This window comes from Streptomyces sp. NPDC048506 (assembly GCF_040651315.1).
In the GTDB taxonomy this organism is placed as follows: domain Bacteria; phylum Actinomycetota; class Actinomycetes; order Streptomycetales; family Streptomycetaceae; genus Streptomyces.
In genome coordinates this window covers 1-26,255 of the sequence record NZ_JBEZIX010000024.1, presented here as the reverse complement: position 1 = coordinate 26,255, position 26,255 = coordinate 1, and the positions used below count along the sequence as shown (strand labels likewise).

At 71.0% G+C, this 26,255-nt stretch carries 23 protein-coding genes, 1 tRNA gene and 2 pseudogenes; 13 read left to right on the top strand and 13 right to left on the bottom strand.

Features of this window, described 5'->3' with window-relative positions; genetic code table 11:
- The first annotated feature begins 64 nt into the window (after positions 1-64).
- Positions 65-1,108, top strand: a complete 1,044-nt coding sequence (locus tag AB0C96_RS20525) for a bile acid:sodium symporter family protein (RefSeq protein ID WP_362919095.1) — start codon at positions 65-67, stop codon at positions 1,106-1,108.
- On the opposite strand, the gene AB0C96_RS20520 is transcribed toward AB0C96_RS20525, so the two are convergent.
- Both AB0C96_RS20520 and AB0C96_RS20515 read right to left on the bottom strand, forming a co-directional pair.
- Positions 1,089-3,068: a sialidase family protein gene (locus tag AB0C96_RS20520; protein ID WP_362919094.1), complete on the bottom strand. Its 1,980-nt coding sequence runs from the start codon at positions 3,066-3,068 to the stop codon at positions 1,089-1,091. The two genes, AB0C96_RS20525 and AB0C96_RS20520, sit on opposite strands and share 20 nt — an antisense overlap.
- Before the next feature lie 267 nt (positions 3,069-3,335).
- Positions 3,336-4,277: a zinc-binding dehydrogenase gene (locus tag AB0C96_RS20515; protein WP_362919093.1), complete on the bottom strand. Its 942-nt coding sequence runs from the start codon at positions 4,275-4,277 to the stop codon at positions 3,336-3,338.
- 157 nt (positions 4,278-4,434) lie between these two features.
- On the opposite strand from AB0C96_RS20515, the gene AB0C96_RS20510 reads away from it, so the two are divergent.
- Positions 4,435-4,893, top strand: coding sequence for a MarR family winged helix-turn-helix transcriptional regulator (locus AB0C96_RS20510; protein ID WP_362919092.1), 459 nt, complete (start codon positions 4,435-4,437; stop codon positions 4,891-4,893).
- A 44-nt stretch (positions 4,894-4,937) separates the two neighbouring features.
- Here AB0C96_RS20510 and fdhD read toward each other — a convergent pair whose 3' ends face one another.
- The 3 genes and pseudogenes from fdhD to AB0C96_RS20495 all read right to left on the bottom strand — a co-directional run bounded on the left by fdhD (position 4,938) and on the right by AB0C96_RS20495 (position 7,457).
- The gene (gene fdhD, locus AB0C96_RS20505) at positions 4,938-5,792 is read right to left on the bottom strand and encodes a formate dehydrogenase accessory sulfurtransferase FdhD (protein ID WP_362919091.1); all 855 of its coding nucleotides are present in this window, start codon (positions 5,790-5,792) and stop codon (positions 4,938-4,940) included.
- Positions 5,762-5,985, bottom strand: a pseudogene (locus AB0C96_RS20500) (hypothetical protein); the annotation flags it as partial. The pseudogene AB0C96_RS20500 and the gene fdhD, both read right to left, overlap by 31 nt.
- Before the next feature lie 185 nt (positions 5,986-6,170).
- Positions 6,171-7,457, bottom strand: a complete 1,287-nt coding sequence (locus tag AB0C96_RS20495) for an FAD-dependent monooxygenase (protein WP_362919090.1) — start codon at positions 7,455-7,457, stop codon at positions 6,171-6,173.
- A gap of 211 nt (positions 7,458-7,668) precedes the next feature.
- Between AB0C96_RS20495 and AB0C96_RS20490 the strand changes: the two genes are divergently transcribed.
- Together AB0C96_RS20490 and AB0C96_RS20485 are read left to right on the top strand one after the other, a co-directional pair.
- Entirely contained in the window at positions 7,669-8,352 is a 684-nt protein-coding gene (locus tag AB0C96_RS20490) for a GntR family transcriptional regulator (protein ID WP_362919089.1), read from the top strand.
- A gap of 417 nt (positions 8,353-8,769) precedes the next feature.
- Entirely contained in the window at positions 8,770-9,156 is a 387-nt protein-coding gene (locus AB0C96_RS20485) for a chorismate mutase (protein ID WP_362919088.1), read from the top strand.
- Between the two features lie 69 nt (positions 9,157-9,225).
- Here the strand turns inward: AB0C96_RS20485 and frc are convergent, their stop codons facing one another.
- Positions 9,226-10,455, bottom strand: coding sequence for a formyl-CoA transferase (gene frc, locus AB0C96_RS20480; protein WP_362919087.1), 1,230 nt, complete (start codon positions 10,453-10,455; stop codon positions 9,226-9,228).
- 13 nt (positions 10,456-10,468) lie between these two features.
- Positions 10,469-12,151: a thiamine pyrophosphate-binding protein gene (locus AB0C96_RS20475; protein ID WP_362919086.1), complete on the bottom strand. Its 1,683-nt coding sequence runs from the start codon at positions 12,149-12,151 to the stop codon at positions 10,469-10,471.
- A 788-nt stretch (positions 12,152-12,939) separates the two neighbouring features.
- On the opposite strand from AB0C96_RS20475, the gene AB0C96_RS20470 reads away from it, so the two are divergent.
- From AB0C96_RS20470 to AB0C96_RS20460, 3 genes are all read left to right on the top strand, one after another.
- Positions 12,940-14,499 (top strand): aldehyde dehydrogenase family protein, encoded by a 1,560-nt coding sequence (locus AB0C96_RS20470; RefSeq protein ID WP_362919085.1) that lies wholly within the window; start codon positions 12,940-12,942, stop codon positions 14,497-14,499.
- Between the two features lie 196 nt (positions 14,500-14,695).
- Complete coding sequence (locus AB0C96_RS20465; RefSeq protein WP_362919190.1) at positions 14,696-14,863, top strand: hypothetical protein; 168 nt, start codon at positions 14,696-14,698, stop codon at positions 14,861-14,863.
- A 128-nt stretch (positions 14,864-14,991) separates the two neighbouring features.
- A tRNA-Leu gene (locus tag AB0C96_RS20460) sits at positions 14,992-15,076 on the top strand.
- 106 nt (positions 15,077-15,182) lie between these two features.
- Here AB0C96_RS20460 and AB0C96_RS20455 read toward each other — a convergent pair.
- From AB0C96_RS20455 to AB0C96_RS20445, 3 genes are all read right to left on the bottom strand, one after another.
- The gene (locus tag AB0C96_RS20455; protein ID WP_362919084.1) at positions 15,183-16,805 is read right to left on the bottom strand and encodes an alpha-galactosidase; all 1,623 of its coding nucleotides are present in this window, start codon (positions 16,803-16,805) and stop codon (positions 15,183-15,185) included.
- Between the two features lie 116 nt (positions 16,806-16,921).
- Positions 16,922-17,110 carry a hypothetical protein gene (locus tag AB0C96_RS20450; protein ID WP_362919083.1) on the bottom strand — a complete coding sequence of 63 codons (189 nt, stop codon included), beginning with the start codon at positions 17,108-17,110 and terminating at the stop codon, positions 16,922-16,924.
- Positions 17,111-17,394: 284 nt separating this feature from the next.
- Positions 17,395-19,299 carry a cellulase family glycosylhydrolase gene (locus tag AB0C96_RS20445; protein ID WP_362919082.1) on the bottom strand — a complete coding sequence of 635 codons (1,905 nt, stop codon included), beginning with the start codon at positions 19,297-19,299 and terminating at the stop codon, positions 17,395-17,397.
- A gap of 584 nt (positions 19,300-19,883) precedes the next feature.
- Here AB0C96_RS20445 and AB0C96_RS20440 point away from each other — a divergent pair.
- From AB0C96_RS20440 to AB0C96_RS20415, 6 genes are all read left to right on the top strand, one after another.
- Entirely contained in the window at positions 19,884-20,591 is a 708-nt protein-coding gene (locus tag AB0C96_RS20440) for a DUF3159 domain-containing protein (protein WP_362919081.1), read from the top strand.
- A 62-nt stretch (positions 20,592-20,653) separates the two neighbouring features.
- Positions 20,654-20,848 (top strand): ferredoxin, encoded by a 195-nt coding sequence (locus AB0C96_RS20435; protein WP_362919080.1) that lies wholly within the window; start codon positions 20,654-20,656, stop codon positions 20,846-20,848.
- Between the two features lie 8 nt (positions 20,849-20,856).
- A complete protein-coding gene (locus AB0C96_RS20430; protein WP_362919079.1) occupies positions 20,857-22,029 on the top strand; it encodes an FAD/NAD(P)-binding oxidoreductase in 1,173 nt (390 codons plus the stop codon).
- Between the two features lie 68 nt (positions 22,030-22,097).
- A complete protein-coding gene (locus tag AB0C96_RS20425; protein WP_362919078.1) occupies positions 22,098-23,297 on the top strand; it encodes a cytochrome P450 in 1,200 nt (399 codons plus the stop codon).
- A gap of 148 nt (positions 23,298-23,445) precedes the next feature.
- Positions 23,446-24,660, top strand: a complete 1,215-nt coding sequence (locus tag AB0C96_RS20420; RefSeq protein ID WP_362919077.1) for a histidine kinase — start codon at positions 23,446-23,448, stop codon at positions 24,658-24,660.
- Positions 24,657-25,337 carry a response regulator transcription factor gene (locus AB0C96_RS20415; RefSeq protein ID WP_362919076.1) on the top strand — a complete coding sequence of 227 codons (681 nt, stop codon included), beginning with the start codon at positions 24,657-24,659 and terminating at the stop codon, positions 25,335-25,337. The genes AB0C96_RS20420 and AB0C96_RS20415 overlap by 4 nt, the downstream gene beginning before the upstream one ends.
- On the opposite strand, the gene AB0C96_RS20410 is transcribed toward AB0C96_RS20415, so the two are convergent.
- From AB0C96_RS20410 to AB0C96_RS20400, 3 genes and pseudogenes are all read right to left on the bottom strand, one after another.
- Positions 25,334-25,465 carry a hypothetical protein gene (locus AB0C96_RS20410; RefSeq protein WP_362919188.1) on the bottom strand — a complete coding sequence of 44 codons (132 nt, stop codon included), beginning with the start codon at positions 25,463-25,465 and terminating at the stop codon, positions 25,334-25,336. The genes AB0C96_RS20415 and AB0C96_RS20410 overlap by 4 nt on opposite strands.
- On the bottom strand, positions 25,420-25,749 hold the full coding sequence (locus tag AB0C96_RS20405) for an MFS transporter (protein ID WP_362919075.1): 330 nt from the start codon (positions 25,747-25,749) through the stop codon (positions 25,420-25,422). Before AB0C96_RS20405 ends, AB0C96_RS20410 begins: the two co-directional genes overlap by 46 nt.
- Positions 25,750-26,052: 303 nt before the next feature.
- Positions 26,053-26,255: pseudogene (locus AB0C96_RS20400) on the bottom strand (MFS transporter); the annotation flags it as partial.

The following is a 26,255-nucleotide window of genomic DNA, read 5'->3' as shown; positions in this document are numbered from 1 at the left end:
TCCCGGCACCCTGGGGAGGGCACCGTCCACGCCACGCCCGCGAGCCGCCGACCGAAGAGAGACCATGCGCCGCCCCCTGCTCCCGCTGCCCTCCTGGCTCCCCGTGGACGGTTACCTCCTCGCCCTCGTCGGTACCGTCGCGCTGGCTGCACTGCTGCCGGCCCGCGGACCGGCCGCCACCGTCGCCGACGGCGCCGCCACCGGCGCCGTGGCCCTGCTCTTCTTCCTCTACGGCGCCCGGCTCTCCACCCGCGAGGTGACGGCCGGACTGCGCCACTGGCGGCTCCACCTCACCGTCCTGGCCTGCACCTTCGCCGTCTTCCCGGTGCTCGGACTGGCGGCCCGGGCGCTGGTTCCCGCCGTCCTGCCGCCCACCCTCTACACCGGCCTGCTGTTCCTGTGCCTGGTGCCCTCGACGATCCAGTCCTCGATCGCCTTCACCTCCATCGCCCGCGGCAACGTCGCCGCGGCGATCTGCGCCGGCTCGTTCTCCAGCCTCGTCGGCATCGTGATCACCCCGCTGCTGGCCGGGCTGGTGCTGCACGGCGACGGTGGCGGCTTCTCGGCCGACGCGCTGCTCTCGATCGTCTGCCAGCTGCTGCTCCCGTTCCTCGCCGGGCAGTTGCTGCGCCGCTGGACGGGCGGGTTCCTCACCCGCCACAAGAAAGCCCTCGGCTTCGTGGACCGCGGCTCGATACTCCTCGTCGTCTACACCGCCTTCAGCGCCGGCATGGTCCAGGGCATCTGGCACCAGGTCTCCCCGCTGCGGCTGCTGTGCCTGCTGGGCGTGGAGGCAGCGCTGCTCGCGGTGATGCTGACGGCCACCTCGTACGGCTCGAAGCGGCTCGGCTTCCGCCGGGAGGACCGGATCGCGATCAGCTTCGCCGGCTCCAAGAAGAGCCTGGCCGCCGGACTCCCCATGGCCAGCGTGCTCTTCGGCGCCCAGGCCGGCCTCATGGTGCTGCCGCTGATGCTGTTCCACCAGATGCAGTTGATGGTGTGCGCCGTGCTGGCGAAGCGGTACGCGGCACGGGCGGAGCCGCAGCCGCGGCGGGAGCAGGCTCCCGCCGCGGCCACCGCCGGTGCGGCTACCGGCCCGGGCGGCTGACCCGGTCCAGCGACAGCCCCAGCACCATCGGCGCGTCCACCGACCCGTCGTCCGTCCGTACGCGGCTCAACTCGGCGTCCGTCAGGGCCCGCCGGTAGACGCGGACCTCGTCCAGCGCCCCGGTGAACTGGGCGCGGCCGTCCGGCCGCTGGCCGAGGTGGACGCCGAAGACCGAGCCCCGGCTGACCGAACCGGGAGCGTCGGCGACCACGGTGGTCTCGGCGCCGTCCACGGTGAGCAGCAGCCGGCCACCGGTACGGCGCAGCGCCAGATGGTGCCAGGCGCCGTCGTTGTACGCCCCGGCGGTCGAGGCCTGGACGGTGGTGGGCGGCGCGGCGCCGTCGACGGCGGTGAGGCGGGCGATGATCCGGCCGTTCCTGGGGTCGCCCTCCAGCGCGACCTGCGGGGACCTGGTGCCCACACCACCCATCCACAGCAGCGGCTGTTCACCGGTCGTGGCCGCATAGCGGAACCAGAGGCTCCAAGTGAAGTCGTGGCCGCCCAGCGGGAGGGAGGTGCGGAACGGCAGGCGCACCGCGTCGTCCGCGCCGTCGAAGGCGAGGGCCTTGCCGAAGCGGCCGTCGGTCGGGCTCGGGCCGCCCAGGACGAGGGCCGGTCGGGCGCCGGGTGCGGTGTCCCGGGTCGTGGGGTCCGGGCCGCGGCGCGGGCCGAGCCAGTCCTCGGTGAAGCGGACGAACCGGATCTCGTCCCGGGCGTCGACCGCGCCGGCCTCGTACATCAGGCCGGTGACCTCGGGGGAGATCGCGACCAGGTCCGAGTAGCCGGACCAGTCGGTGGTGACCCGGGCGCCACGGTCGACGCCCTCCCAGGTGCGCCCCTCGTCCCAGGAGGAGCGGATGGCCATGGTCCGGCGCCGGTCGGGGTCGGCGGGCGCGGCGAACAGGGTGCGGCTGCGGCCGTCGGCGGCGGGCGAGTGCGGCAGGCGGAGCGCCGATGCCTGCACCATCGGGCTGTACAGGTCGGGCAGGGCGCGGAACGGCGCGGCGAAGGAGTCGCCGCCGTCGCGGCTGACCGCCGCGGTGCGATGGCCCAGGTCGGTGCCGTCCTGCTCGCGGCCGTTGACGTAGACGGAGCCGTCCGAGCGCTCCAGGAGCGTCATCTCCGAGGGCTTCTGGCGGAAGAGTCCGTCGGCGGCGATGGGCCAGGTGTCCAGCGCACCGACCTTCCAGGTGGCGCCGCCGTCGTCGCTGTGGACCAGCGCGGCGTGGTTGGCGGTGACCCGGTTGTCCGCGTAGCTCTCGGAGTTTATGCCGAAGACCAGCCGGCCGGCGTGGTGTCCGTGGGCGAGCTGGATGCCGTGCACGGGCCCGGTCGCGTACCACGAATTCCACTGCGGGGGGCGGATGCCGGGCGTCAGGTCGCGGGGCGGGGACCAGGTCGCGCCGTCGTCGTCACTGACCTGGAGGTGCGGGGTCCGGTCGCAGGGGACGTCGCAGCTGAGGCCGTCGGTGCGGCCCTTGTTGTAGGTCTCGGCGAGCACGACGCGACCGGTGCGGCGGTCCACGATGGGGGCGGGGTTGCCGTGGGTGTCTCCGTCACCGTGGTTGACGACCTGGAGCGGGCCCCAGGTCCGACCGCCGTCGGTGGAGCGCTTGAGGACGAGGTCGATGTCGCCGGAGTCGCCGCAGTCGTGCCGCCGGCCCTCGGCGAAGGCGAGCAGGGTGCCGCGCACGGTCTCGACGACGGCCGGTATCCGGAAGCAGAAGTAGCCCTGCTCCTGGGAGGCCTTGAAGAGCACCTGCTGTTCGAATCCGCCGGCGGGGGGCGGTGCCGTGGCCGCCGTGGGGGTGGCCGACCCTCCGTCGGGTGCGGCGTGTGCGGGGGCGGTCGGCAGCAGCCCGAGGGCGGTGGAGGTCAGTGCGGCGAGAAGGACGGCGGCCCGGTGCCGCCGGGGTCTGGGACGGCGGGAGCTGGGGTGTGCGCGGAGAACTGACGTCATGGTCCGGCCTGCCCTTCGAGGGATCGGCGGTCGGGTCATCAGGACATCCAACGTCCTATGAGCATCCCTGACGGAAGCTACTGCCGCCTGCGGACCGCGACAAGGAGCCCGTCTCGGTTCTCCGTCCCACGGCCGGAATTCACTCTCCCGGCCCGCAGGCGCAGAGCCGGGAGAGCCTGAGGGGCTGGGAGAGTCAGAGGGGCCGGGAGAGCGGGGAGAGCCGGGAGAGCCGGAAGGGCCGGGAGAGCGGGGAGCGCCGGCCGGGTGTCACGGCCGTAGCACCACCTTGCCGAGGTTGGCCCGCGCTTCGATGATCTCGTGCGCCTGCGCGGCCTGGGCCAGCGGGAGTTCGGCGTGCACCACGGCCCGCAGGAGCCCGGACCCGGCCAGCTCCCACAGCTGCCCGTGGTGCTGTTCGTAGCGCTCCCGGTGGTGGGTGGTGAACCGCCGCATCGTCAGCCCGGTGATGGTCTTGGAGCCCGCCAGCAGATCGAACGCGGGGACCGTCCCGCCGCCGGAGTTGAAGAAGATCAGCCGCCCGCCCTCCGCCAGGGCGGCCAGCGCACGCGGCAGCAGCTCCCCGCCGACGCCGTCCAGGACCACGTCGACCGGCTCGCCCCAGGACTCCTGGTCGTATGTCACCACCTCATCGGCGCCCAGCCCGCGGAGGAACTCCGCCTTGGCGGCCGAGCCGACCGCGGCCACCACCCGCGGCACCCCCTGGAGCTTGGCCAGTTGGACGGCGAGGTGTCCGGTGCCGCTGGCCGCGCCGGTGATCAGCACGGACTCGGCGCCCTGCGGTGCGGCGGTGCTGAGCGCGGCGAGCGCCACATGGCCGCTGCGCACCAGCGCCACCGCGTCCACGGCGCTCGCCCCGTCCGGTATCCGGCTGGCCAGGAAGGCGGGCGCCAGGGCGAGTTCGGTGTACGAGCCGGTGAGGGTGAGCGAGGTGACGCGGTCGCCGACGGCGAAGCCGCTGACGTCCGGGCCGGTCGCCACGACCTCGCCGGCGATCTCCCCGCCGGGCGTGGCCGGCAGCGGATCGCCGCCGCCCTTGCCGTCGCCGCGCACCCGGCGGACGCACGGCAGCGTGACGCCGATCGCCTCGGTGCGCACCAGGAGTTCACCGGGGCCGGGCACCGGCGGCTCGGCCTCCTCGACGCGCAGGACTTCGGGGCCGCCGTAGGTGTGGAATCGGACGCGGCGCATGGGTCGACGCACCTCCTTGCGGAGCCGGTCGATGAGGACCGGCCCGGTCGCGGTTTCATTGGTTGCCCCAACGATAACCAGAAACCATTGGGTGAGCCAATGGTTTTCGGAAGATTTTCGTTGGTGAGACCAATGGCTTCTTCGGTACCGTGACCGCATGGCCGACACCCCTTACGCCCCCAGCCGTATCCGCGCGCTCCCCAGCTGGCTGTTGGGCCGCGCCGCCGCCCGCGGTCACCGCCTCGTCGCCGAGGCCCTCGCCGCCGAGGGCATGCGGATGATGCACCACGCCGTGCTGTCGGCGGTCGCCGAACTCGGCCCGGTCTCCCAGGCGGAGCTCGGCCGCACCCTGGGCATCGACCCCAAGGACATCGTCGCGATCGTCAACGACCTACAGAAGGACGGGCTGGTCACCCGCGCCCCCGATCCCAAGGACAGACGCAAGAACGCCGTCGGGATCTCGGCCGACGGCAGGCAGCGGCTACGCCGTACCGAGCAGCTCGGCGACCGCGCCAACGCGGAGCTGACCGCGGCCCTGACGCCCACGGAGCGCAAGCAGCTGATCGCCCTGCTGACCCGGATCGCGCTGCCGGAGGAGGAACGCGCGGGGGAGTGAGCGGCGCGCGGGCGGGTCCGCGACGGGGCCGGCCGTCGTGCGCATCAGCTCGTGGCGGCCGCCGCGGGCAGGACGATCCGGTGTTCGCCCGCGTAGACGTTCATCGAGGAGCCGCGCAGGAACCCGACCAGGGTCAGTCCGGTCTCCCGGGCCAGGTCGACGGCGAGCGAGGACGGCGCGGAGACCGCGGCCAGCATCGGTATGCCGGCCATCACCGCCTTCTGCGCCAGCTCGAACGATGCCCGCCCGGAGACCATCAGCACCGCCGACGAGAGCGGTAGCCGCCCCTGCTGGAGCGCCCGGCCGACGATCTTGTCGACCGCGTTGTGCCGCCCGACGTCCTCCCGGACGTCGAGCAGCTCCCCGTCCGTGGTGAAGAGCGCGGCGGCATGCAGGCCCCCGGTCCGCTCGAAGACCTGCTGGGCGGCCCGCAGCCGGTCGGGGAGGGCGGTGAGCGTCGCGAGCTCGATGCGGACCGGGGTGTCGGGGGAGGCGTCCAGCGGCCAGCGCGCGGTGGTGCGCACCGCGTCCAGGCTGGCCTTGCCGCACAGCCCGCACGACGACGTCGTGTAGACGTTGCGCTCCAGGGTGAAGTCCGGCATCGCGAGGCCCGGGGCGGTCTTCACGTCCACCACGTTGTACGTATTGACCCCGTCCGCCGTGGCCCCGGCACAGTAGAGGATGTTCCGCAGCTCCTCGGCCGTGCCCAGCACGCCCTCGCTGACCAGGAACCCCGCGGCGAGCGCGAAGTCGTCACCGGGCGTGCGCATCGTGATCGCCAGCGGCTTGCCGTTCAGCCGGATCTCCAGCGGTTCCTCGGCGACGAGCGTGTCCGGGCGGGCGGAGACCGCTCCGTCCCGGATGCGGATCACCTTGCGTCGTTCCGTGACTCGTCCCATGTCCTGATCAGTCCCACGTGGTGAATGAAGCGCTGTTGAACGTGCCGGTGGCCACAGCGGCCCCGATGCACAGGTTGTCGTGGGCCACCGGGTCGTCGTGCGACGAGGTGGCCTTCACGGTCTCATTGTCCGGTACGCCCAGGGTGCGCTTGCGGCCCGCTCCGCAGCAGGCGCACACCGAGCCGGTCGTGGAGCGTCGTGCTCGACGGCGATCACGGCGACGGCGGGCATGGTGGTAGCGGTCACGGTGACGGCGGGCATGCTGGTGGTGATCACGGCGACGGCGGTCACGGTGGTGCGTGACCGCGGCAGTGGGCATGGCGGGGGCCGTGCGAGGAGGCGTGCCGGACGCGCCTGCCGAGCCGGCCCGTCGACCCGTCAGTTCTGTAGCGCGCGCCCGCCGAACGCCCCCGACCCGTCGGCGGCCGACCAGATGGCCTCCACCCCGCCCTGGTCCAACGTCCGCCAGTCCGGGGTCTGCTGGACGAGGAACCGACCCAGCCGCCGCCCCAGCTCGACCATCGTCCAGCCGGTCGCCCCGCGCTCCGTGCCGTACGCCGCGAGCGCGTCCGGCCGCTCGGGCACCGCACGCAGGGCGACCTCCAGGGCGGCGGCGTCCTGGAGCGCCTTGACCGCGCCGGCGCCGGTGTGCGGGCGGACGACGGTGGCCGCATCGCCCACGAGCAGCAGTCGGCCGGTGGTGTAGCGCGGTGCGGTGAAGTCGTACATCGGCTGGATGAAGACTTCTTGAGGGGGCGTCAGCCGCAATATGCCGCCCCAGTAAGGGGGGAGCAACTCGCCGGTGACGTGGTCGAGATGGCGGTGCAGGGCCTCGGTGACGGTGCCCGGCGGAAGGCTGGTGGGGGTGTCCAGCGCCAGATCGAGGCCGGCGGGCGGGGTGGTGTACAACACCCAGTTGACGCGGCGGCCGCCGTTCCCGTCCGGGATCCGGTAGATGATGACGTGACCGCCCGGGAAGACGCCGTAGACGCAGTCCTCCTCCGGCCAGGGGTCCGCCGGGAGGCCAGGGACGTCGAGCGCCGCCAACCGGTCGGCGGGGACCGTACCGCGCCAGGCGAGGTAGCCGGCGTAGCTGGGGCGGATGTCGGGGAACGCCGCGGCGCGGACCACCGAGCGGTAGCCGTCGGCGCCGATGACCAGGTCGAAGCGCGCCCCGCCGGTGCCGGTGCCGGTGCTGTTGCCGGTGCTGTCGGCGAGGTGCAGTCGGGCGCCGTCCGGGGTGTTGCTGACCGCGCGGACCGTCACCCCGGAGCGGAACACCGTGCCGGCGGGCAGCCGGCTGTGTAACTCCCGCCAGAGCGGGCCCCAGCAGTACGAGCGGAACGGGAAGGGCAGGGCCGCGATCTGCCGGCCGAGCGGGGCGGCACCGTCGCGGACGTACCAGCGGCGGGTGGTCAGTTGCACCCAGGGCATCGCCGCGTCCATGTACCCGGCGGCCGTCAGCTCGGCGTAGCGGTCGTTGTGCACCGCGAGGCCGACGCCGCGGTCCGCCAGTTGGCCGGCGGTGCGCTCGTGGACGGTGATCCGGCCGGCGCCGGCACGATGGGCGGCGAGCGCCGCGGCGCAGCCGGCGATGCTGCCGCCGACGACGGCGACATCGGCTCCCTCGATCGAGACGCTGCCCGTGCCCCTGCTGCCCTGCATCCGGCCCCTCCGCTCTCCCGCCCGAGGCCGACGGTCGCTCGGCCCGGATCAACCGGCGCCATTGTCCCAGGAGTTGGGGGTGTGGGGGTCGGGTCCGTGAGTCACGTCATCACGGGGCGCGGAGTGCTGTGGAGTGCGCTCGGTAGACTGTAGACGATAGCCAATCTTCGTCCTGCCGGGTTTCCGTACGCGTCCACAGAGGGGGATCTCGATGCTGTCCACAGGGCTGCCGAAGGGAGCCGTGCCGAAGCTCGAACGCCCCGGCCCGCTGCGCGAGCGCGTCTACGAAGCGCTGCTCGAACTGATCACCACCCGTGCCCTGCGCCCCGGCCAGCACCTGGTCGAGAGCGAACTCGCGGGCCACCTCGGCGTCTCCCGGCAGCCGGTGCGTGAGGCGTTGCAGCGGCTCAACACCGACGGCTGGGTGGACCTGCGCCCGGCGCAGGGGGCCTTCGTCCACGAACCGACCGAGGAGGAGGCCGATCAGCTGCTGACGGTCCGCACCCTCCTGGAGGCCGAGGCGGCACGGCTCGCCGCGGCGAACGCCGGCTCGGCGGGGATCGCGGAGCTGGCGGAGCTGTGCGCCACGGGCGAGCGCGCGGTGCGGGACGACGACGTGGAGGCCGCGGTTTCGACCAACGCCGCCTTCCACGCCAAGGTGATGGCGTTGGCCGGCAATGCCGTGCTCGCCGAGCTGGCCGCCCAGGTGGAACGGCGGGTGCGCTGGTACTACACCCCGGTCGCCCGACAGCGCGGCGAGCAGTCCTGGACCGAGCACCGCGAGCTGATCGCGGCGATCACCGACCGCGACGAGGAGCGCGCCACCTCCGTCATGCGCGCCCACACCGAGCACACCCGCCGTACGTACCACGAGCGGGCGCGCGAGACCGCCTGAGGCCCGGCGCGACGGGTACGGCACGGCGCGCGCCGATCGGATCAAGCGATGGACGGATGGATCGGCGTCGACATGGGTAGGGGCCTGAGCCAGGGCCAAGACGACATACCGGCCCGGGGCCGGCCGCGGTCGGGCGCCCGGCGTGGCCCACGATGAGCGGCCCGGTGGCGGGTTCTGTGGGGGAGCCTGCCACCGGGCGTATCGCCCGTACCGCCCGCATCCGGGCCGAACCCTGCGCACCGGCGCCTGCTCCGTCGTCGCCTTCGGCAGCGTCCCCGGCGCGCTGGCCGTCGTCGGCGCCGCCCTCGCCGCGGGCCCACGCGGGGGTGTCCGGTCCGCGAGACCGGACCGGGCCACCGGCTCCCGGCCGGGTAGTGTGCACTCGATCATCTGACGAGCACGAATGGCGAGTGGCACATGAGCGAAGGGACAGCACCGGCGGCCCGTGAAGCGGCCTCCGTCGCGGACGAGGCGGCCCGCGAGCGGCTGCTCCATCTGCGCAGCAGCATCGACAACCTCGACGCCGCACTGGTGCATCTGCTCGCCGAGCGCTTCAAGTGCACCCAGCAGGTCGGCGAGCTCAAGGCCCGGCACAGCCTGCCGCCCGCCGATCCGGCCCGGGAGGCGGCGCAGATCGCGCGGCTGCGCCGGCTGGCCGAGGACGCCCGGCTGGACCCCGCGTTCGCCGAGAAGTTCCTCAACTTCATCATCGACGAGGTGGTCCGCCACCACCGCGCGATCGCCGACCGCACACAGGGACAGTGCGGGGAGCCCGCCCGGCCGGGGGAGACCACCGCCGGCTGAACCCGGTACGCACGCACCACGGGGTGGGCGGCGCCACATCCCGTACGGTCGCTGCCGTCCGGACCGGCATCAGATGACCCCGTTCGCCTTCAGGAGCTGTAGTTCCTCGTCGTCGAGCCCCAGTTCTTCCCTGTACACCTCTTCGTTGTGCTCGCCCAGCAGCGGCGACCGTTCGATCTCGACGGGGGAGTCGGACAGCTTCAACGGCGACCCGACGGTGGTGAAGGCGCCGCGCTCGGGGTGCTCGACCCGGACGACCATCCCGTTGGCCGCCAGCGAGGCGTCCTCGACGATCTCCTTCGTCGAGAGGATCGGCCCACAGGGGATGCCATGGGCGTTCAGCCGCTCCAGCACCTCCCACTTCGGCAGCGTGCCGCTCCACTCCTCGATCAGCTGGAACACCTTGGCGAGCTTGGGCAGCCGGGCCTCCGGCGACGCCCATTCGGGGTCGTCGGCCAGTTCGGGCCGCCCGATCAGTGCCGTCAGCGGTCGCCAGCCGACCGGCTGCACGATCACATAGACGTAGTCGTTGGGTCCGCCGGGCGCACACCGCACCGCCCACCCGGGCTGTCCGCCGCCGCTGGCGTTGCCGCTGCGCGGCACCTCGGCGCCGAACTGCTCGTTCGGGTACTCCGCCAACGGGCCGTGCGCCAGCCGCTGTTGGTCGCGCAGCTTGACCCGGCACAGGTTCAGCACCGCGTGCTGCATGGCGACGTCGACCCGCTGGCCGCGTCCGGTGGTGGTGCGCTGGTAGAGCGCGGCGAGGATGCCGGCGACGCAGTGCACCCCGGTGCCCGAGTCGCCGATCTGTGCGCCGGTCGCCAGCGGCGGGCCGTCCTCGAAGCCGGTCGTCGCCATCGAGCCGCCCATCGCCTGCGCCACCACCTCGTACGCCTTGAGGTCGGTGTACGGGCCGTCGCCGAAGCCCTTGATCGAGGCGTAGACGAGCCGTGGGTTGATCTCCTGGATGCGGTCCCAGGCGAAGCCCATGCGGTCCACCGCGCCCGGGCCGAAGTTCTCCACCAGGACGTCGCTGCGTCGGATCAGCTCGGTCAGCAGCTCCTTGCCGCGCTCGGTCTTGGTGTTGAGGGTGATGCTCCGCTTGTTGCAGTTGAGCATCGTGAAGTAGAGGGAGTCGACGTCCGGGATGTCGCGCAGCTGGGTGCGCGTGATGTCACCGGTGGTCGCCTCCAGCTTGATGACGTCCGCGCCGAGCCAGGCGAGCAGTTGGGTGGCGGACGGGCCGGACTGTACATGCGTCATGTCGAGGACGCGGATGCCGTCGAGGGCCTTGGTCATGGCCGTGCGCTCCTCACTTGTACATGGTCTGGTTCATGGTTCCGGGGGCGTAGGCGTCCGGGTCGATCCATACGTTGATCAGCGAGGGCTTCCCGGACTCGCGGGCCCGGCGCAGCGCGGGCCCGATGTCGGCGGGGTCCCGGACCGCTTCGCCGTGACCGCCCAGCAGCTGCGCGAACCTGTCGTAGTCGACGTCGCCGAGGGTGTTGCCGACCCGCTCGCGCTCCGCGCCGTACTTGGCCTTCTGGCCGTAACGGATCTGGTTCATCGAGGAGTTGTTGCCGACGATGCCGACGAACGGCAGGTCGTAGCGGACCAGCGTCTCGAAGTCCCAGCCGGTCAGGGAGAAGGCCCCGTCGCCGAAGAGGGCGACCACCTCCTTGTCGGGGCGGGCCTGCTTGGCCGCGAGGGCGAAGGGGACGCCCACGCCGAGTGTGCCGAGCGGGCCGGGGTCCATCCAGTGGCCGGGCGCCTTGGGCTGGACGACCTGCCCGGAGAAGGTGACGATGTCGCCGCCGTCGCCGATGTAGAGCGAGTCCTCGGTGAGGAAGTCGTTGATCTCGCTGACCAGGCGGTACGGGTGGATGGGGGAGGCGTCGGACCGCAGGTGCGGCAGCCGCTTCCCGACCGCGGTCTGTTCGACGGCGCGCAGTTCGTCCAGCCACTCCTTGCGGCGCGCGCTGCCCGGGTCGATCCGGCCGGACGCGGCCTCGGTGACCGACGTCAGAACGAGCCCGGCATCCCCGACGATCCCCAGGTCGACGTCCCGGTTCTTGCCCACCGTCCGGTAGTCCAGATCGATCTGGACGACGGTGGCGTCGGGTGAGAGCCGCTTGCCGTACCCCATGCGGAAGTCGAAGGGCGTGCCGACGATCACGATGACGTCGGCGTGGGCGAAGGCGTGCCGCCGCGACAGCTGGAAGTGGTGCGGGTCCCCGGGCGGCAGGGTGCCGCGCCCGGCCCCGTTCATATACGCCGGGACGTTGAGTGTGCGCACCAGCTCGACGGCGGCTTCCGTGCCGCGGGTCGTCCAGACCTGGCTGCCGAGCAGGATCGCCGGTTTCTCGGCGTGCACGAGGAGGTCGGCGAGGCGCTCGACGGCCGCCGGGTCGCCGGCCGATCTGGTCGAGGCGCGGTAGTGCCCGGTCTTCGGCACCCGGGCCGTCCGCGCCGGCACCTTGGCGTCCAGCACGTCGCGCGGGATCTCGAGGAAGGAGGGGCCGGGTGCGCCGTGGTAGCACTCGCGGAACGCCATCGACACCATGTCGGCGACGCGCGCGGTGTCCGGCACGGTGGCGGCGAACTTGGTGATCGGCGTCATCATGTCGACGTGCGGCAGGTCCTGAAGCGACCCCATCTTGTGCTGGGTGCAGGCGCCCTGACCGCCGATCAGGAGCATCGGCGACTCGGCGCGGAGGGCGTTGGCGACGCCGGTGACCGCGTCGGTGGTACCGGGCCCCGCGGTGACCACCGCACAACCGGGCCTACCGGTGATCCGGGCGTAGCCGTCCGCGGCATGGGCGGCCACCTGCTCGTGGCGTACGTCCACCACCTCGATGCCCTCGTCGACGCAGCCGTCGTAGATGTCGATGATGTGGCCGCCACAGAGGGTGTAGATGCGGTCCACCCCTTCCGCCTTGAGTGCCTTGGCGACCAAGTGCCCACCGGAGATGAGGTCCTGGGCGTCGTCGGGCATGGCGCATCGCTTCCCTTCATGGGGGATCGACCGGAGTCCCGGTCCCGAGAGATCCGAATTGCATACAGTCGACGAATACTGTATGGCCCCGTTATCTCTCATCGCATGGCCGATGTCCAGTAGGTGTTGGGGTGTTGGGGCGTTGGCGTTCCGGCCAAGGGCTGGGTGCCGACCGGTTCGAGCCTCCGGCAGGTGAAGTCCTCGGCAAGGGCGGCGTGTTGGCGCTCGCCGAACGCGGAGACGGCCGACGGGGCGGCAGGGGTGCGTGGTGCCGAGGTGCGTTCTCGTTGGGGTGCATGCCACCGGGGCGTGTGTCACGGGAGCGCGTCCCGGGGACGTGTGTGCCGTCGTGACGCGCGCCGCCGGGGCGTTTCCCGCCGCTGCCCGCTGCCCGCTGCCCGCTGCCCGCTGCCCGCTGCCCGCTGCTCACGCCGAGCGCGGCCGGGCGATCCTCGTCGAACCCGGCCATCCGCTCCGCGACGACATGGCTCGTCCTGGAGCACCCGCACCGTGCGAACGCTGCACCGCCCGAATACCGCACCGTCTGGAACCCCGCACTGTCTGGAACACCGCACTGTCCGAACACCGCACCCTCCGGACGTCGCGCCGTCCGGTCGGCCTCACCCAGGTGGTCGTCCCGCCCACGAAGAGTGACACTCGCCATACCTGACGCCGGACGGTCCCGCCGTGCCACCCGGCCCACTACCGTCCGGTAACGGCACCGCAAGGAGCCGCCCGAGTCGCCACACCCTGCCCCTCCGGCCGTGCACCGAGAGCGGAGACACACGATGGCCACCACCCCCGAAACCACCTCGACCCTCACCCTCAAGCCCGGTACGTCCTGGCAGGACGCCTGGCAGCGCAGCCTGGCCGCCGCCCCCGAGGCGTTCCGCGACGACCAGGCCCTCAACCTCTGGGCCGCCGGCTGGCACGTGGACGGCGATCCGCTGCCCGCCACCAGCCCGGTCGACGGCACCCCGATCGCCGGCCCGCCCCGCCTCGACGCGGACGCCGCCCGGCACGCCGTACGCGCCTCCCTCGACCAGCACCGCGCCTGGGGTCAGCTCCCGCTCGCCGAGCGCAAGGCACGGATCAGCGCCACCCTCGACGCCCTCACCGAGCACCGTGAACTGCTCGCCCTGCTCCTCGTCTGGGAGATCGGCAAGCCCTGGAAGCTGGCCCAGGCCGATGTCGACCGCGCCATCGACGGCGTCCGCTGGTACGTCGAGGAGATCGACCGGATGCTCGTCGGCCGCACCCCGCTGCCCGGCCCGGTCAGCAACATCGCCAGCTGGAACTACCCCATGTCGGTGCTGATCCACGCGATGCTCGTGCAGGCCCTGGCCGGCAACGCGGTGATCGCCAAGACCCCGACCGACGGCGGTCTGGTCTGCCTCACCCTGGCCTGCGCCCTGGCGGCCCGCGAGGGTGTCCCCGCCACGCTCGTCAGCGGCAGCGGCGGGGAGCTCTCGCCCGCCCTGGTCCGCTCGCCGGAGATCGGCTGTGTCTCCTTCGTCGGCGGCCGGGACACCGGCGCCCGGGTCGCCACCGCCGTGGCCGACCTCGGCAAGCGGCACATCCTCGAACAGGAGGGCCTCAACACCTGGGGCATCTGGAACCACAGCGACTGGGCGTCCCTCACGCCCCTGCTCCGCAAGACCTTCGACTACGCCAAGCAGCGCTGCACCGCCTACCCGCGGTTCGTCGTCCAACGTGATGCCTTCGCCGACTTCCTCGCCGCCTATCTCCCGGCGGTACGCAGCGTCCGCTTCGGCCACCCGCTGGCCGTCCCCGACCCCGCCGCCCCGCTCCCCGAACTCGACTTCGGCCCCCTGATCAACGCCGCCAAGGCCAAGGAACTCGCCGACCTCACCGCGGAGGCCGTCTCCCGCGGCGCCGTCCCGCTCCACCGCGGCACCCTCGCCGACGGCCACTTCCTCCCCGACCAGGACACCTCCGCCTACCTCCCCCCGACCACCCTCCTGGCCCCACCCCCCTCCTCGCCTCTCCACCACGCCGAGCCCTTCGGCCCCGTCGACACCATCGTCCTCGTCGACACCGAGGCCGAGCTGCTCGCCGCCATGAACGCCAGCAACGGTGCCCTGGTCGCCACGCTCTCCACCGACGACCCGGAGACCTACGCCCGACTGGCCCCCCAGATCCGGGCCTTCAAGGTCGGCCACGGCAAACCCCGCTCCCGCGGCGACCGCGACGAGCTCTTCGGCGGCTTCGGTAATTCCTGGAGCGGCGCCTTCGTCGGCGGCGAACTGCTCGTCCGCGCGGTGACCGAGGGCCCGTCCGCCGAACGCCTGCCGGGCAACTTCCCCGACTACCACCTGATGCCGTAATGGCCGAACCGTCGTAACAGCCGAACCGTCGTAGCAGCCGACGTCGTAGCCGCCGGACCGCCACAGCCGCCGTAGCCCGAACCGCCGCCGAGCCGTCCGGCCGCCACCCGATCCCCTGCCGGTCGGGGGACGCGGCGAACCGCCGGTCCACCGCCATCGGTGCCGCGCGCTCCACCGCCTCCGCCAGGAGCGCGCGGTGCCGCACCAGGGGCTCCCGCCGGCCCCCAGCAGCGCCACCGTCGACGCCACCCACCACAGCAGCACCGCCCCCAGCAGCCCCACCGTCGGCGCGAACCAGAACGTGTCCCGCAGATGCTCCCGCAGCGGCGACAGCGCCCTTGGCCTGCGCGGCCCCATCGAATGAGCGATTTGTACCCTATTGCCCATAACCTGAGCTTATGCCTCGCGCGGATACGCAGGTGAAAGGCACTCTGAAACCTTGGTATTGTTGTCCATGTCGCCGCGGGGAACACCCCGCGAAGATCACACCTAGTCCGGGTGGCGGAATGGCAGACGCGCTAGCTTGAGGTGCTAGTGCCCTTTATCGGGCGTGGGGGTTCAAGTCCCCCCTCGGACACTCGAATATGCACATGTCAGCGGATCGTGACCGGATGGTCGCGATCCGCTGATGTGTGTAGTACTCCAGCTCAAGCCCGAAGTCGGCGTACAGCGGAGCTTCGTCTTCAGGATCGGCGGCTTGAAGCCGGTCGGTCATGTCGCCAAGCGGACTGATCAGGTGCTGGATCTGTGCCTCGGTGGTTCGCACCGCCGTTGCGGCTGTGGACCTCGACGGTGGTGCCGTCCTTGTTTTCTTGCGGAACGTTGCCTCCCGTCACAGAGAGGCGTGGGCCGCCCTGCGACAACGCCGTGATGGTGTCGTCGGGGTTGAGTAGCCACTTCCGACCTGCGCTGCCGTCGCAGGGCTGGATCGCCACCGAAGTGCCTGAAGACGGACTGCCGTTCATGGCGCCCAGGCAGCGACCGGACGACATGGAGACGAGCTCATTTGCCGGCCCCGTGGCGGGGGGCCGCGGGCTCGCGCGGTAGAGCACGGTGCCGCCGGCCGGAACGGTGGCGCTGATGGTGCCGTCGGTGCTGACGTGGCTGGTGTGCGCCCACAGGTCGTTGAGGTTGTAGCCGGCGCTGCTCGCCGGGAGGCCGGCGGCCGCCGCGGTGGTGGAGATGACGGCCTGGGAGGACGTTTCGTTGAACAGGGCCACGGCGACGTCGCCGTTGGCCAGGGGGCGACGCAGCACGTTCAGGCCGTTCTCGGTGGTGATCGCCGTGCCCTGTTCGCCACGGCTGTCCTGATTGACGGCGATGACGTCCTTGTTGAGGTAGACGCTCAGGTCTTGTTCGCTGATGGGGAAGCCGGAACCGCCGGCGGCCGCGGGGGTGCGCAGGTCGGCACCCGAGATCAGTGGGGCTGCGAGCACTGCGGCGACCGAGAGCTCGGACTTCTCCTGGTCGTACGTCAGGCGCTTGTTGGGGTCGTTGGAACCCGACGCAAAAGCGTAGTTGCCGGTCCCCAGCATGTCGATGTCGTTCCATCCGCCGGGACCGGCCCACTTCGCCTTGTCCAAGTCGGTGTGGATGAGTCGTTTGAGGCCGTCGAAGGAGGCGTCCCGATCCCCGTCGATGCGCCACATGTTGGCCACGCTCTTGCCCCACTCCCAGGGAGACTCGCCCTGGGCTGCGGGCTGGAGCGAGAGGCTGAAGACGATCGGACGGCCGGTTCGCTTGAGGGCGTCGCGCATGATGCCGTCCCGGGTCTCCAGCGGCAGCTTTTCGTCGCCGGGCCGCTGGGAGGGGTCGCTGGCCGTGCAGTTGTCGTATTTGAGGAAGTCCACGCCCCACGAGGCGAAGGTATCCGCGTCCTGCTGCTCATAGCCAAGACTTCCGGGGAAGCCCTGACACGTGTGGTAGGTCGGGCTCTCGTAGACGCCGAACTTCAGGCCTTTGCCATGCACATAGGTGGCGAGTTCCGCCAGGCCGTGGGGGTACTTCTGTGCATCAGGGACGAGGCGGCCTCCGGAGTCGCGGGACCGTTCCATCCAGCAGTCATCGATGGTGAGGTACTGGTAGCCGGCGTCGCGCATGCCGCTGGATGCCATGAAGTCGGCGGTGTCCTTGACGATTTGCTCGGTTGCGTTGCAGCCGAAGGTGTTCCAGCTGTTCCAGCCCATCGGCGGGGTCAGGGCCAGCTGGTCGTCCAGGGCCTGGGCGGGGCCTGCGGTGAGCAGGGGGATGCCGAGCAGGGAGAGCATGAGGGATACGGCGAACAGCAGACGGGAGAGCACACGCATGGGGGCCTCCAGCAGGGAGTCAGGGGTCCGGGTGGATTCCGGCCGGTGAGCCGGGGACCCGGGTACGTTCGAGCGGCGGGAGCAGCACGGCCGGGAGGACCGCTCCGCTGCGGACCTCAGCTCTGTGCGAAGCCGATGCGGTTGGCTTCATCACGGGTGCCCGTGCTGCGAGGGTTGATGAACACGCTCATGTCCTGAGTGGCCGTCACCTTCGGCAGGGTGGCCGTGCCCACTTCGGCCCAGGCGGGTTCGTCGGTGGAGTAGTCGGTGCGGCGGATCCGATGTCTGACGCGGTGCGCGGGCAAGCGAACCAAAAACAACATAAACAGTCAATGCCGGTAGGTAATCAAAGCGTTGATCCAGCCAGGTCGCACACGATGAAACAGATCTCAACGTCTGTGCTGCGGGGACGGGTTCAGTCGCACGGTGCCGAAGGCGAGAGCGCCGAACGCCACCACGAGACGCCCGGGCTTATGGAGCCCACGAGGTCCTCGACCCGCCTCACGCCGGTGACCGGACCGCAGCCGGTCCTCCGTCTTCCGGGTGAAGCGGGTCCGAGGTGCCCGGATCGCCCTCCGGGCGGCGTCCGTCAGAGCTTGCGGCACAGCAGGGCGTCCGGTGTCCCGCCCTTGGCCCACGCGTTGGTGAAGGCGATTCCAGCCGCGAACTCGTCGGTTCGGCACTGGCCCTTATAGATGCCCTGCGCGAACTCCCCGCCCGGGCCCCCGGCCGGGCGGTCGTCGCCGCGGTCGAACCAGACCGTACGGCCGTCCGTGCTGAGTGCACTGCTCGCCTCGGCGCACAGCACGCCCGAGACCGCCTGGCCGCGCACGCTGTAGCCGGTCATGAACTGGCCCAGCCCGCACTGGTACTTGGTGTAGCCACGCGCCCAGTCGCCTTGCTGGACATGGCGTTCGTCGTGCACGACGCTCAGCACCGGGTCGGTCCCGGCGAGCCCGGCGGCTCCGGCGTCGGTGCACAGGCCACGCCCGTCGCGGTGTGCCAGGCCGATGAGGCGCTGCCCGTCGGGGCAGACCCCCTTGCGTGCTCCCGGGTCCCAGTCCGCTTGTGTCCGTACCCGCGCCGACTGGACCGCGTCGGCGTGGTCGAGGTTCAGCATGTCCCAGGTGTCGGAGACGGCGATCTGCCCCGTCTTCTGCGGCGCGGCCACCAGACGCTTCCAGTCGGCCGTGCGCCAGTCACCGCCGTCCAGGATGCCGGAACGCCGTCCGGCGGTGTCGAAGTCGATCAGCGACCAGGTTCCGTGGCCGGCCCATCCGATCAGGGGCCAGTAGGCGAAGTCGGTGTCCTGGGCGATCAGGTAGTCCACGAAATTGCCGAACCAGGCTCGCGCCTGCGGGTTCGTCTCATCCCTGCCGATGCCGAACTCGCTGATCCACAGAGGCGCGGTGTAGTGGCGTCCGGCCTCGGTGACGTAGAACGCCTGGCGTTGCAGGGTCGCGAACAGATCCTCGCGGGAGAGTTCCTGGTAGCGCGGGTCGTGGGTCTCGCCCATTCCGGTCGCGCCGGTGTGGTTCGGTCCGGTGTAGCCGTAGAAGTGCGCCGAGTACACCAGCTTGTTCGAGGCGACGAGGGTGTGCGACAGAGTGCGTACCGGTTCGAGCGTCGGCCGCCAGTGGAACAGCCCGTCGGCCGGGATCCCTTGCCAGTTGATGCCCTCGACGACCACCAGCAGATCGGGATTGGCCTCCGTGAGCAGACGGTCGCCGAGGTGTTGGGAGGCGGCCCACCAGTCGTGGCTGTCGCCCCAGTTCCAGTTGGCGTCGTCGGTGACGGTCCGGCGGACCTCGTTGTAGAGGTCCGCTCCGACGACGCGCTTATTGTCCTTGTAGCGGCGGGCGAGCGAGATCCAGTCGTCCTCCCACTGAGCGGTGGACTGACTGGTGTTCCAGCGTTCGTTGCCGTCCAGGCCGCAGCAGAAACGCGACGTGTTGGTGTGGTTGTTGAGCACCACCGCGAAGCCTTCCGCGGTGGTGGCGGACACCACCGCGTCGAGGACCTGGAGCGGGGTTTTGCCGCGCAGTTGCGGGTTGGCGGCGACTGATGAGTCCGGGACGGGGCGCTTGTCGTGCAGCATCTCGTTCGAGAACGGCAGCCGGATGCTGTTGATGCCGAGTTCCTGGAATCCGGCGAGGATCTTCGGTATCGGAGCGCGGTCCAGGCCGAGCGGCATCTGGTCGGACTTCTCGCCGTCGTGGTGGTTCGCCGGGTCGGTGATGTCTCCGGATCCGTTCCAGGAGCCCTGTGCGCCCTGCCAGTTGGCCGACTTGAGCTTGAAGCGGTTGCCGTCGGCGTCGACGATGTAGCGGCCCCGGGTGCTGAGCGGCGGACGCCACGAATCGATGAGGGCTTTCGGCTCGCCGACCGCCGCGGGTGCGGGGGGCGGGGCCGTCGACGCGGCTGCTCCGGGCGCGCCGAGCGCTCCGAGTAACAGTGCCCCGACGAGCATCGCCGGCAGCAGGGGTCTTCTCATAGGGTCCCTCCGAGGTTCGTGGGCCGGAGCGCGGGCACGGACTCGCCGAACGCCGCGGACCGATGTGCAGATACGTGAACGGGCGGCGCGTGGTGGAGCGGTGGTGCTGCCCCGGCTCGGGAAGGCGCCGGGGTGGTGCGGCCCCGGGGCTGAATAGCACGGATCGGCCCTGGACGTGGGGCATCCGCCAATAATTTCCGCGCCGCGCGAAGTCCGCCAGCCCTTGAGGGCCGTTAATCAGCCGCCACACAGAGTGATTCAGCGACGTGAATGTCGTATAGGAGGCAGCCGAAGCACATCGGCATGTGCGGACAGTGCGGGATCACGGTCACTTACCGAGCGTGCACAACCGGGGCGCGGGTTCGATTCCGTACGGGGTCGGCCGGGCGGAGGAAGGGCGGGAGGCGTCCCGTTCGTATGAGGCCGGTGTCTGCGTTCGTGGTAGGTGCCGCCGACGTCGTACCGCCGATGTGGCAGGTGAAGCGTCTGCGGATGCACGACGACGGCCTCGGCGCCAAACGGCACGCTGGACGGTGTCGCAAGGAGCGAGATGAGCACCGCCTGTTGAGGAGTCTGGAGCATCCGTGGAACCTGCCGCACATCCTCAAACCGATGGCGAGGACGCCGTTCACACCGCGGTGCGCCAGCGACTGCGCAAGACGGCGGTCGAGGTCATGCCTGTCTTGGCCTTCACCATCAGCTTCGGCCTCACACATCGACTCACCGTGGCGCTGGCGCTCGCGGCCACGCTGGGGATTGGGGTCTGCGTTTACCGGGTGGTACGTGGCGAGCCCAAGCGAGGTGCACTGGTGGCCCTCGGCTTCGTCTGTGTGCAGGGTGTGCTGGCCGCGCGCTCCGGTCAGGCCACGAACTTCTTCCTGCCGGAGCTGACGGTGAACGGCGTGATGGTCGTGGTGACGCCGGTGCTGCTGGTGCTCGGATGGCCACCGTTGGGGTTGGCGGCGGGGCTCATCACGGGCGAGCGGAGCAGGTGGCGCCGCTGCGCGGTGCGCCGCCGGGCTTTCACCAGGGGCAACCTGGTGATGCTCGCCGGGCAGGTGCTGACGCTGTCTGTCGAACTTCCGCTGTTCTTGTCCGGTCAGGCCGTTGCCCTCGGCACGGTTCATGTCTTCGGGCCGATCGTCCTCGCGCTCGGCGCGCTGCTGGGGTGGCAGGTATACCGGCGCACCGTCGGCACGCACCGTTGCGCAACCCACCTCTCCCCGAACGCCGAAGTGCCCCACTCCTTGGAGCGGACACCCGGCGTTACGACGTCCACGAGTCGCCCGTGACCTGCTGGGCGAACGCCACCGCGACGAGCCACCGCAACACACCAGACGACAGGAGAATCCCGATGAAGATCGTCATTGACGAGGAGAAGTGCGTAGGCGCCGGACAGTGCGTGCTGGCCGCCGAGGCCGTCTTCGACCAGCGGGACGCAGACGGCATGGTCGTCCTGCTCAACGCTGCCCCGCCGCACGAGCTGCTGGCCCAGGTCGAGGATGCCGCCGCCCGCTGCCCCACGCTGGCCATCGAGGTCGTGAAGTAGTGGGCGTCATGGACCGCATCGTCGTGGTGGGCGCGTCGGCCGCGGGCCTGACCGCGGCCGACACCCTGCGCCGCGAGGGCTTCACCGGCGCGCTGACCATGGTCGGCGAGGAGCTGCGCCCCCCGTATGACCGCCCACCGCTGTCCAAACAAGTCCTGGCCGGCGACTGGGAACCGCACAAGGCCACGCTGCGCCAGGACACCGACATCCAACGGCTGGGACTGGCACTGAAGTTGGGGTGCCGGGCAACCGGGCTGGATCCGGTGGCACGCACCGTCACTCTGGACAGCGGTGACCGGCTGCCCTACGACGGTCTGGTCATCGCCACCGGACTACGCCCCCGCCACCTGCCCTTCGGCCATGACCTGGCCGGTGTGCACGTGCTGCGCACCCTGGACGACACCGTGACGCTCCGTGCACAGTTGCTGGGCGGGCCGCGCGTGGTGGTGATCGGTGCCGGGTTCCTCGGCAGTGAGATCGCCGCCACCGCACGCGGACTCGGCCTGGACGTCACGCTCGTCGACGTCGAAGCCACCCCGCTCGCGCGCCAAGTCGGGTCCCGGGTGGGGGAGTTGGTGGGCACGATGCACCGCGAGCACGGGGTGCGCCTGTGTATGGGCCGTACCGTCACCGGCATCCTGGGCGAGAACGGCCGCGTCACGACCGTGGCACTGGACGACGACACCCGGCTTCCCGCCGATGTGGTCGTCGTCGCGATCGGCTCGGTACCGGCCACCGACTGGCTGACCGACTGCGGGATCCCGCTGGGCGACGGGGTGCGGTGCGACATCTACTGCCAGGCCGCGCCCGGGGTGTACGCGGCGGGGGACGTCGCCAACTGGCCACACCCCGCCACCGGCGGACGGGTCCGCCTGGAACAGCGCACCAACGCCACCCAACAGGCCATCACCGCCGCCAAGAACCTCCTGGCGGGTCCGGCGGGCGCCACGCCCTACACACCGATCCCGTTCGGGTGGACCGACCAGTACGACGCCAAGATCCAGCTCCACGGCTGGTGCCCCGCCGGGGCAGACGTCGAAGTGGTCGACGGCGACCCGCACACCCGCAGGTTCGTCGCGCTCTACCACGCGGGCGGCCGCGTGGTCGGCGCCCTCGGCTGGAACAGCGCACGCGCCCTGCGTGCGTACCGGGGCCGCCTCACCGAACTCACGGCCGTCTGAACCACACGTCACCGTGACACCTACGGAACACCGACAGCACCGCCCATCCCGGCAGCAGGGAGCTTCCCATGACTTGTCCCGTGCATGAATCCATCCCCTTTCCCCGCGAACGCGACCACGTACTCGGGCCGGTGCGCGAGTTGTCCCGCCTGCGGCGGGAGGAACCGGTACGCAAGGTCCGCTTCCCCAACGGCATCGACGCCTGGCTGGCCGCGAACTACGAGCACTTCTGCGCGGTGACCGGTGCCCCTGAGCAGTTCAGCAGCCGCAAGGACGAGATCGAACCGCAGCTGCGGAAGGTCTCCCGGCCGCCGATGAACATCCCTGGCGCGTTCAACCGCGCCGACGGAAAAGAGCACCAGCACTACCGCCGCAAGCTGACCGCGGAGTTCATGGTCAAGCGCATCGCCGGGCTCCGGCCGCGCATCCAGCAGATCGTCGACGAACACCTCGACGCCGTGGCGGCCCGACCCGCGCCGGTGGACCTGGTGAGCGCCTTCACCCTGCCCGTGCCGTCGCTGGTGATCGCGGAGCTGCTCGGTGTGTCCTACGAGTACCGGCAGGCTTTCCAGGAAGCGGCCTCCACCTCCTTGGGATTGACCGCGACGGCCGACGAGGTGCGGCAGTCCTTCGAACGGCTCAGCGAGATCCTTGCGGCGGTGTTCGACGCCAGGCTGACCGAGCCCCGTGACGACCTGATCAGCCGTCTGCTGCACCGGCAGCCCGATCTCAGCCGCGCGGAGATGACGACGCTGTGCGTCGGGCTGCTGGTCGCCGGCCACGAGACGACCGCGAACTTCTCCGGAATGGCGATCATCACGCTGCTCCAGCAGCCGGAACAGCTGGCGAAATTCACCGCCCACCCGGAGAAGGCGACCCAGGCAGTCGAGGAAATCATGCGCCGTCTCAGCGGCAACTCCAGTGGGGCGCTCATCCGCCGCGCCGTGGAGGACGTGGAGATCGGCGGGCAGCAGATCCACGCCGGCGAGTGGGTCGCGGTGAGCATGGCCGCCGCGAACCTCGACCCCGAGCTGTGCCCCCACGCCGAGCAGCTGGACCTCGACCGTGCCCCCGTCCAGCACGTCGCGTTCGGCCACGGCCCGCACGCCTGCCTCGGGCAGAACCTGGCGCGCGTCGAGCTGGAGATCATGCTGGTCAGCCTGTTCTCCCGGTTCCCGCACCTGCGGCTCGCCGTACCCGTCGAAGAGCTGCCGTTCCGCAACGACATGCTCGTCTACGGCGTCCGCGAACTGCCGGTGACCTGGTAGGCGGCAACCGCGCGACAGCCCACCGCTGCCCCTGGGCCTCGCGGACCGTCCCTCGGCGGGGTCCGCGAGGCCCTGCGGAGCGCGAACGACCACACCGGCATCCTCCCTGGTCCTTCCGGAAGTCGGCGCCTAGAGTCAAGGAGTGCACATGCTCAACCATCTCCGGCCGGGACTGTGGGCCCAGCCGCAGATGGTCGACCCGGCTGTCGCGGTCGGCTGCTTCGCCCTGGCCGCGCCGGTGGCCTTCGCCACCGCGTACCACCTCCAGACCTCGATCACCTGGTCCGTCGGTGGGCTGGCACTCTCCTGCCTGCCGCTGCTCGTCCGCAGCCGCTGGCCGGTCCGCGTGGTGGCGGCCACGCTGGCGGTGAACATCACCCTGATATTCCTCCTGCCGATCCCCGGCCCGTCCTTCGCCGCCACGGCGTTCGCGCTCTACACGGTGGCGACCCGTACCGACCGCCGCACGGCCTGGCGCGTCCTTGCGTGCGCCGTCGCAGCGCTCGTCGCCACCTCGCAGATCTCCCGACCAGGCCTGGCGGACCTATGGCAAAACGTCGCCCAGATCGCCGGGTTGTGCCTGGCCGCAGCCAGCGGAGACGCCGTCCGCAGCCGCCGCAAACTCCTCTCCTCCGCCATAGAGCGAGCCGAACGGGCCGAACGCACCAAAGAGGAAGAGGCCCGCCAACGCGTCACCGAAGAGCGCCTGCGCATCGCCCGCGAACTGCACGACGTCATCGCCCACCACATCACCTTGGTCAACGCCCAGGCAGGCGTCGCCCACCACCTGATGCGCACCGACCCCGACCACGCCTACCAGGCACTCGAACGCATCCGGGACACCAGCCGATCGGCACTGGACGAACTACGCGCGACCGTCGGACTGCTCCGCCACAACGACGCTCCCGAAATACCCCGCGAGCCCGCACCGGGCCTGGTCGACCTCGACGCTCTGCTGGACTCCTTCCACCACACCGGCCTGACCGTCGCCCTTGAGCGCACCGGGTCGGCGGACGAACTGCCGCCGATCACCGACCTGACGGCCTACCGGATCATCCAGGAAGCCCTCACCAACACCCGTAAGCACGCCGGCCCCGTAACGGCCCGGCTCCACCTGGACTACCGCACCGACGCCCTGCACCTGACCATCGAAGACGACGGCCTCCTGGAGAACAGTCGGGAAGGCGGACCGGTCGTCGGCCCCGCCGGTACCCACGGCACCGGAACCGGCCACGGAATGATCGGAATGCGTGAGCGGGCCAAGGCCGCAGGCGGCGCCCTCACCGCCGGACCACGGCCCGGAGGCGGCTTCCGCATCGCCGCAGAACTTCCCCTGCACGCCCGCCGAAAGGGCCGACCATGACCATCCGTGTCCTCCTCGCCGACGATCAGGCGCTGCTGCGCGGCACCTTCCGGATCCTCATCGACTCGGCCGCCGACCTGGAAGTGGTCGCCGAAGCGGCAACGGGCCGGGAGGCCGTGGAACTGGCCCGCAGCCACCGCGTCGACCTGATCCTGATGGACATCCGGATGCCCGACCTCGACGGCCTCGCCGCCACCCGGCTCATCAGCCAGGACCCCCACCTCGCGGGCGTGAAGGTCCTCGTACTGACCACCTTCGAAAACGACGAATACGTCGCGGAGGCACTACGCGCCGGAGCCAGCGGCTTCCTCGGCAAAGGCATCAACCCCGACGAACTGCTCGACGCCATCCGCGTGGTCGCCGCAGGCGAATCCCTGCTCTCACCGGCCGCGACCAAAGCACTGATCACCCGCTTCCTGGCCCAGCCGACACCGCCCGGCCGCAACGTGCCGCCGGGACTGGCCACCCTCTCCCCCCGCGAGCGCGAAGTCGTCACCCTCGTCGCCGCGGGCCTGTCCAACGACGAGATCGCCGAACGGCTCTTCATCACCCCGCTCACCGCCAAAACCCACGTGAACCGCGCAATGACCAAGCTCGACGCACGAGACCGCGCCCAACTCGTGGTCATCGCCTACCAAAACGGACTCGCCCACCCCGACATGCCGTCCTTGGGTTAAGCGGCCAGGCCGGGGCGGCGGCCATGGGCGCCGATGTCGGAGGCCACGTTGACGATGGCCCCGCCGCCGGCCTCGATCTCCTTCACCGCCCTGGTGAGGGAGTCGTCTTGGGGGCCGGCGAGAACCACGGTTGCCCCCTCCCGGGCGAAAGCCAGCGCGGTCGCACGGGCGATCCGTCGATCCCGCTCCGTTCTGACGGTGCGTCGGGCGGCATCAGCCGGGGTGCGGCCCATGCGGCAACTACCGCGATCACGGCGGGGACAGCGAACAGCCACCGCCAGGAGACCCATGTGACGACCACTCCGGACAGCACGGTGCCAAGCGTGGCACCCGTACTGGCCAGCACGCCCCACACCGCGACAGCACGGTCGCGCCGGGCAGGCTCGGAGAAGACCGAGCCGAGCAGCGCCATGGCAGCAGGTCGGCGTCGATCTCGCCTTGCGCCCGGTCCCGTGCGAGTGCGACGTGGAGTGATGCCTCCAGCGTGGTCCAGCTCCGCTCGACCACGCGCGCCGCAGCGACGTCCCGGCCCGCCGGCTCGACCGCCGTATTCACCACCATGCAGCCACGGTTGTCGGCCGCGGACTCCTCCGCGTACCGCTCGATCAGTGCGCGAACGGTGGGCAGCACCGGTCCCGGCCGGCGGAGTTCCTCGACGCAAACGAGAACGTTCGGTCAAATGTTGCGGCGTAATCGTTGCAGGGGCCGCAACGTGTCACTTACGGTGCCGGCCGTCCCTGCGGGAGCGCAGTCCCGCGGCCACGAGCGCTGCGGTGAGCAGAAACGCGACGGCGGCGAGGGCGAAGGCGTATGCGTAGCCGCCGACCGCGGCTGCCGAGGGGGTGGCATGGGTGAGCGCGGCGGTGCGGCCGTCGGCGAGCGAGGTCAGTACGGCCACGCCCATGGTGGCGCCGGTGA

What these genes read in the sequence shown, in the direction of transcription:
- AB0C96_RS20425 (WP_362919078.1), top strand. Translation starts at nt 22,098, where the DNA reads ATGACTTGTCCCGTGCATGAATCCATCCCCTTTCCCCGCGAACGCGAC.
- AB0C96_RS20490 (WP_362919089.1), top strand. Translation starts at nt 7,669, where the DNA reads ATGCTGTCCACAGGGCTGCCGAAGGGAGCCGTGCCGAAGCTCGAACGC.
- AB0C96_RS20435 (WP_362919080.1), top strand. Translation starts at nt 20,654, where the DNA reads ATGAAGATCGTCATTGACGAGGAGAAGTGCGTAGGCGCCGGACAGTGC.
- AB0C96_RS20470 (WP_362919085.1), top strand. Translation starts at nt 12,940, where the DNA reads ATGGCCACCACCCCCGAAACCACCTCGACCCTCACCCTCAAGCCCGGT.
- AB0C96_RS20445 (WP_362919082.1), bottom strand. Translation starts at nt 19,299, where the DNA reads ATGAGAAGACCCCTGCTGCCGGCGATGCTCGTCGGGGCACTGTTACTC.
- AB0C96_RS20405 (WP_362919075.1), bottom strand. Translation starts at nt 25,749, where the DNA reads ATGGCGCTGCTCGGCTCGGTCTTCTCCGAGCCTGCCCGGCGCGACCGT.
- AB0C96_RS20520 (WP_362919094.1), bottom strand. Translation starts at nt 3,068, where the DNA reads ATGACGTCAGTTCTCCGCGCACACCCCAGCTCCCGCCGTCCCAGACCC.
- AB0C96_RS20495 (WP_362919090.1), bottom strand. Translation starts at nt 7,457, where the DNA reads ATGCAGGGCAGCAGGGGCACGGGCAGCGTCTCGATCGAGGGAGCCGAT.
- AB0C96_RS20430 (WP_362919079.1), top strand. Translation starts at nt 20,857, where the DNA reads ATGGACCGCATCGTCGTGGTGGGCGCGTCGGCCGCGGGCCTGACCGCG.
- AB0C96_RS20485 (WP_362919088.1), top strand. Translation starts at nt 8,770, where the DNA reads ATGAGCGAAGGGACAGCACCGGCGGCCCGTGAAGCGGCCTCCGTCGCG.
- AB0C96_RS20420 (WP_362919077.1), top strand. Translation starts at nt 23,446, where the DNA reads ATGCTCAACCATCTCCGGCCGGGACTGTGGGCCCAGCCGCAGATGGTC.
- AB0C96_RS20515 (WP_362919093.1), bottom strand. Translation starts at nt 4,277, where the DNA reads ATGCGCCGCGTCCGATTCCACACCTACGGCGGCCCCGAAGTCCTGCGC.
- fdhD (WP_362919091.1), bottom strand. Translation starts at nt 5,792, where the DNA reads ATGGGACGAGTCACGGAACGACGCAAGGTGATCCGCATCCGGGACGGA.
- AB0C96_RS20525 (WP_362919095.1), top strand. Translation starts at nt 65, where the DNA reads ATGCGCCGCCCCCTGCTCCCGCTGCCCTCCTGGCTCCCCGTGGACGGT.
- AB0C96_RS20510 (WP_362919092.1), top strand. Translation starts at nt 4,435, where the DNA reads ATGGCCGACACCCCTTACGCCCCCAGCCGTATCCGCGCGCTCCCCAGC.
- AB0C96_RS20475 (WP_362919086.1), bottom strand. Translation starts at nt 12,151, where the DNA reads ATGCCCGACGACGCCCAGGACCTCATCTCCGGTGGGCACTTGGTCGCC.
- AB0C96_RS20415 (WP_362919076.1), top strand. Translation starts at nt 24,657, where the DNA reads ATGACCATCCGTGTCCTCCTCGCCGACGATCAGGCGCTGCTGCGCGGC.
- AB0C96_RS20455 (WP_362919084.1), bottom strand. Translation starts at nt 16,805, where the DNA reads ATGCGTGTGCTCTCCCGTCTGCTGTTCGCCGTATCCCTCATGCTCTCC.
- frc (WP_362919087.1), bottom strand. Translation starts at nt 10,455, where the DNA reads ATGACCAAGGCCCTCGACGGCATCCGCGTCCTCGACATGACGCATGTA.